Genomic DNA, 550 nt, shown 5'->3' on the forward strand with positions numbered 1-550 from the left:
ACCGCCTTCTTCGCTGCGAAGCAACGCGATCGGAAAAATTTGAGCTAATGCAGCCAGAGCAAGGCGAACTACAGCATCAAACGAATGAGCAGGTTATTAGAGGTTTCTCGTTCTGGCTACTATAAATGGCACAAGGTTCAAGCAGTACGGCTTCGCGGCGAAAATCAGCGTCAGAGATTCCTCGACCAGTTAGACAGGAAAATTCATGACATCTGGGAAGATTCTGACGAAGTCTACGGTGCCCCACGGATTACTGCAGAACTCGCCGAGGGTGGGGTCTATGTGAATCGCAAAACCGTGGCCAAACGCATGCGGATGATGGGTATTGAAGGCATCTCACCCAGGGCGTTTGTTCCCGTAACGACGATTCAATCCAAGCGGAAGTCAACGCTTCCAGACCTAGTGAAACGCCTATTTGATCAAGGGCAGCTTAATCGAGTGTGGATGTCGGATATTACCTATCTACGCACGAATGAGGGCTGGCTGTACCTATGCGTTATCCGCGATGGACACTCCCGCCGAGTCCTCGGCTGGTCCATGGATAGTGTGC

The 550-nt window shown here is 51.5% G+C and carries 1 protein-coding gene; it reads left to right on the forward strand.

Translation table 11 applies throughout. The annotated features are described in order from the left end of the window. Nucleotides 1-84: 84 nt before the first annotated feature. Nucleotides 85-550 (forward strand): IS3 family transposase (locus ABRP98_RS11760; RefSeq protein ID WP_349859368.1); only part of this gene is annotated, 466 nt, incomplete at its 3' end.

The organism is Corynebacterium sp. KPL2838 (assembly GCF_040225455.1).
Taxonomy (GTDB): domain Bacteria; phylum Actinomycetota; class Actinomycetes; order Mycobacteriales; family Mycobacteriaceae; genus Corynebacterium; species Corynebacterium rhinophilum.